5 protein-coding genes are annotated in these 4,184 nt (G+C 53.3%); all 5 read left to right on the top strand.

Annotation, left to right across the window (positions count from 1 at the left end):
- A partial coding sequence (locus tag AN478_RS00405) for an IS3 family transposase (RefSeq protein WP_156344079.1) occupies window positions 1–520 on the top strand: 520 nt, incomplete at its 5' end.
- 160 nt (window positions 521–680) lie between these two features.
- Window positions 681–917: a hypothetical protein gene (locus AN478_RS13805; RefSeq protein WP_143004208.1), complete on the top strand. Its 237-nt coding sequence runs from the start codon at window positions 681–683 to the stop codon at window positions 915–917.
- 490 nt (window positions 918–1,407) lie between these two features.
- Window positions 1,408–1,809 carry a hypothetical protein gene (locus tag AN478_RS13810; RefSeq protein WP_143004209.1) on the top strand — a complete coding sequence of 134 codons (402 nt, stop codon included), beginning with the start codon at window positions 1,408–1,410 and terminating at the stop codon, window positions 1,807–1,809.
- A gap of 409 nt (window positions 1,810–2,218) precedes the next feature.
- Window positions 2,219–3,190 carry a hypothetical protein gene (locus AN478_RS00410; RefSeq protein ID WP_054964657.1) on the top strand — a complete coding sequence of 324 codons (972 nt, stop codon included), beginning with the start codon at window positions 2,219–2,221 and terminating at the stop codon, window positions 3,188–3,190.
- Window positions 3,191–3,469: 279 nt separating this feature from the next.
- A complete protein-coding gene (locus AN478_RS13815; protein WP_143004210.1) occupies window positions 3,470–4,024 on the top strand; it encodes a hypothetical protein in 555 nt (184 codons plus the stop codon).
- The last annotated feature ends 160 nt before the right edge of the window (window positions 4,025–4,184 follow it).

The raw sequence follows: 4,184 nt of genomic DNA on the forward strand, positions 1-4,184 counted from the left end.
CCGGGTGGAGCGGGACTTCCAGGCCGAGGCACCGGATACGCTCTGGGTCTCGGACATCACCTATGTACCCACGGACGCCGGTTTTCTGTACCTGGCCGTGGTGCTCGATGTCTTCAGCCGCGGGGTGGTCGGCTGGTCGATGGCCGGCCACATGCGCACCGAGCTGGTACTAAACGCCCTGGATATGGCGATTCAGAGTCGCCAGCCGGAGTCGGTAATTCATCATTCGGACCAGGGCTGCCAGTACACGTCGCTGGCGTTCGGCCAGCGCTGCCAGGAGGCCGGCGTGGCCCAATCCATGGGCTCAGTCGGTGATTGCTACGACAACGCCCTGGCCGAGAGCTTTTTCGCTACCCTCGAATGCGAATTGATCGACCGCCAGTGCTTCGGAAACCATGCGGAGGCCAAGCGGGCGATCTTCGAATTCATCGAGGGCTGGTACAACCCGAGTCGCCGCCATTCCGCCCTCGGGCAGCAGGCCCCGAAGGCCTATGAAGCGGCCTGGCGGGATGCCGCGTAAACCAAACTGTTACCTGTCCACTGAAACGGGGCAACTCCACTACGCGCCAAAGGCGGGCTTGTATTACGCGGACTCAGAGGGGCAGATGCAGCCGATGCCTCCTGGCGTTTACAACGTTCAGTCGGACGGCCAAGTCCGGAATGGCGTCGACTGGGAGCCAATGCTGAAGCAGGTGAAGTGGGAAGACGTGACTGACCTCATCGAGAATTGGCAGAACCGCGGAAGTAGGGAGCGCCGCTGGGACCTTGTCGGAATGTACGCGGTGGTCACACTGGTCATCGTGTCTGCAGCGCTACTTGGATGGCAGGGAGTTATAGGCGGTCAGGCCATCGCTGGATTTTTCGGTGCGGCAATTGGTTATCTTCTTTCCCGTGCTTCAGCCGGCGGGGACGGTTAGGGCCAACACTAAAGGACGCCCAGCTAAGTCGCCCAGCTAAGTATCTATGGGACACCCACTTTCCTACTCTTCCTACCCCAACCGGCTATAGGACACCCACTGCCTTCCAGCCTGGCAGGAGGGCATGAGGTTAGGGACACCCACTTTGATTGTTAAAGATCGATCAGCTAAGGAACACCCACTTTGCTCGTCCGTTTAGATGCTCTCCAGGTTAAGGAACCATGATAGCTTGACTCCTCACATTCTCCCTTCTAGGAATGAGGACCTATGGGGTACACATTTTGGTCCACAGCCCCGCTTCCTCCGCCCCGTTGCCCGCCTCTAGCGCTTTGCCTAGTTTTGCCTTGAAGGTAGTCGGCAGGCGGTGATGAGCAATAACATACATGTTGTTGTGCTGGTCGATGGGGAGCGGCCGGCGGTTGATCTCCCCTGCTAAATTAGGTATTTGTCTGCCGAATTTGCAGTAGGGCTCAAAAGGGGAAAACGAACTATGAAATGGTTTGCGGCACTTATTATTTTTTTTCCATGCATAACACTTGCTGACACGTTCCTATGTGTAGCAGAAGCAGGAGCTGTGGTTGAGGATGGTGATGGCGCTCCGGCTATCGCAAGTGTAGCGGATGTATCTGGTAAGAAGTATATTCTTACGAAAGACAGCGGTAGCTGGGTCGTTAAGGAAATCGGTAAGGAGTACGTATTATTCAATCAATGTACGGAACCTTATCCTCCTGGTGCTCCTTATTTTTGTGATCATTCCGATGGGTATGGAGGCGTTTTTATTAGAAATGGAAGGGGGAGATTTTCAATTACGTTGATTACAAAGAAGGGTGGTCGGGACCTGTTGGTTGCTGCCAAGGGCCGGTGCAGCAAGATCGGAGCGATGGAGCAATAGCTAAGGGACACCCACCTTGTTTGGCTGGTGTTTTCACCACGCTTTAATTATAGGACACCCACTTTGATTGCCCTCCGGAAGCCTCCCTGGTAAGTTCTCAATATGTTCTTATCAGGAGGGCTTCCCCATGACCCAGCCCCGCTCAGGTCTATGGGACACCCACTTTCCTATTTTCATATGGGATGAAGTTGGAGAACCCCCTTTGAGATAGGTAAAGGACACCCGCTTTGATGCACGTTTCTGTATCTAAGGGGACAGCCACTTTAATTGACTTAATTCTTGGCGGCTTTAGCTTGTGTGGTGCCCTCTATCCTCTTGCCCCTTCCGGACCTTGTCATCCGTCCCCCTTCCCGGCAGTATCCTTCCAAGCGCTTAAGGTATTGTTTCCTGGTGGAGTACGGGGGGAAGTATGTTCGCAGGCGTCACCAATGGCCTGGAGCTTATCCGGGAATCCTTGAAGGCCTTCCGCCGGTATCCCAGCCTGCTCTTGCCCCTCCTCGGCTGTTGGGCTGTCTACGCCCCGGTCATCGTCTATTTCCATTTCCTCTTTCCGTGGGATGCCTATCCCGGTGGCCAGCAGCTGCTGGTACTGCTCGGTATCATCCTGCTTTTCTCCTTCCTCCTCTCCGCCTCCTGCCTGTTCCTGCTAGAGCGCATTCGGGAGATCGAGACCGCCGAAAGCATGGGATGGGCCCGGTCGATGTATGGCGTGGCCGCTAACCTGCTCCGCGCCCTGCCGATTACCCTTACCTGGGCGGTGATCTGGTTTGTCATCACCGTAATCGAGATGCTGTTGCGTCGTGGTCATGGCGGCGAAGACGAGGAAGGGGAGGGTGGCCCGGAAATGGATACGGAGATGACGGCCGAGAACGTCGCCGAGGTGCTCGGGGGTTTCGGAGACATGTCGTTCAGCGGTGCCTTTTTCGGGGCCCTGAAAAAAGGGGTGCGAATGCTCGCCTTTCTCATCCTGCCGGCCGTTGCCTGGGAAAAGCGGGGCACCATGGCGGCCTATAAGAAGGGGCTGGGCGTGGCCACTGCACAAAAATCGGAGTTCGCCAGCGGCTTCGTACTGACCGAACTGCTGGGGGCCATGGTCTTCCTGCCGCCAGCTATTCTGTTTTTCCTTAGCGACAAACTCGAGGTGACTTTCCCGGACGGGGTATGGTTCCTGACCATCATCTACATCGGCTTCGCCTGGAGTTTCTCGATGCTCCTGGAGCAGCTATTCACCGCCGAGCTATACCTTTGGCACTTGCTTTGGGAGCGGGACTGCGATCGTGCTCGGGAAAGCGGGGATCCGGCCCCGAGTCTCCAGGGGGTCAAGCGACCGTCGTTCATAGATCGGGAGCCCGATCTGTCGCGGGCTATGGGTCGGGTTTGACGCCTAGAGCAACTAAGGGACACCAGGGTACGGTATGGGACACCCACTTCCGAAAGTAGGCTGGCAGCAAGCTAAGGGGCACCCAAATTCTCCTCGGGTCCGATAGATTCATACCCGAACTGCAACACCGATCCACTGGTAGGGTCGGGTTGCTATGGGGACCGAATACACGCACCTGCAGCCGTCTGAACGCGAACATCTGTGTCAGCGCCGTGGTAGAGACCTACGGGACACCCACTTTCCTAAAAAAGGTTGCGGTCTTAAAACTTAGGGTTTCTCATGATATCAAACAATAATCCTGGTTTTTACAATGGAAATGCTGGGGTCATTCTATTTCATATAGCGTCCCCTTTAAATGCAATAAATATTTTACAAACAAAAGAATTATTTTCAATGTCGGATGGTGGATCTCCAGGTAACTTTTTTTCAAACGTTACAGAAAAAGAAGCTTTTTGTTCATACTCCGTAATAGGAAAAGATGATTCTCCTCATCCTAACGAGACAAAGGACATTGAAACTTTTGAAAACTTTCCAGTAATTTTACTTCGTTTTTACTGGGACGGGTACCAAAAAAACCAAATGGGTCTAGTTGGTGGGTGGCTTCCAGACGCTCACATGTCCGAAACTCTGAATCACTTTTATCTTTCCAGCCAAAAGAAAAGCCAAATTTATTGGCAGAGTCAAATATTTTTTACACAAAAAAACCTATATTTCCTTGGTTTTAAAATTAATAAAGATTTAATCGAACATGTTTTATTAAAAGACCCCAAAATGATTGGTTGTTTGCATGAATTGTCAAGGAGTATTATTGGAGAAAGGTTTTTTGTTCCTTAAATACCTATGATCTATGGGACACCCCCTTTTATGGGCTCCTCGACGCCGCAAATGGAATTCGCATAGTCTTTGCGGAGACTGAGTGCCCGGTCTCGGGCTGTCCCTGATCCCCACGTTTTGAGGTCCCGCATGCAGAGCAAGGACATCCTCGCCCTCGGTC

The sequence above is a fragment of the Thiohalorhabdus denitrificans genome, from assembly GCF_001399755.1.
GTDB classification, from domain to species: Bacteria; Pseudomonadota; Gammaproteobacteria; order Thiohalorhabdales; family Thiohalorhabdaceae; genus Thiohalorhabdus; species Thiohalorhabdus denitrificans.

Bases quoted from the DNA above. Each gene is read 5' to 3' on its own strand.
- AN478_RS13805 (WP_143004208.1), top strand. From the start codon at position 681: ATGCTGAAGCAGGTGAAGTGGGAAGACGTGACTGACCTCATCGAGAAT.
- AN478_RS13810 (WP_143004209.1), top strand. From the start codon at position 1,408: ATGAAATGGTTTGCGGCACTTATTATTTTTTTTCCATGCATAACACTT.
- AN478_RS00410 (WP_054964657.1), top strand. From the start codon at position 2,219: ATGTTCGCAGGCGTCACCAATGGCCTGGAGCTTATCCGGGAATCCTTG.
- AN478_RS13815 (WP_143004210.1), top strand. From the start codon at position 3,470: ATGATATCAAACAATAATCCTGGTTTTTACAATGGAAATGCTGGGGTC.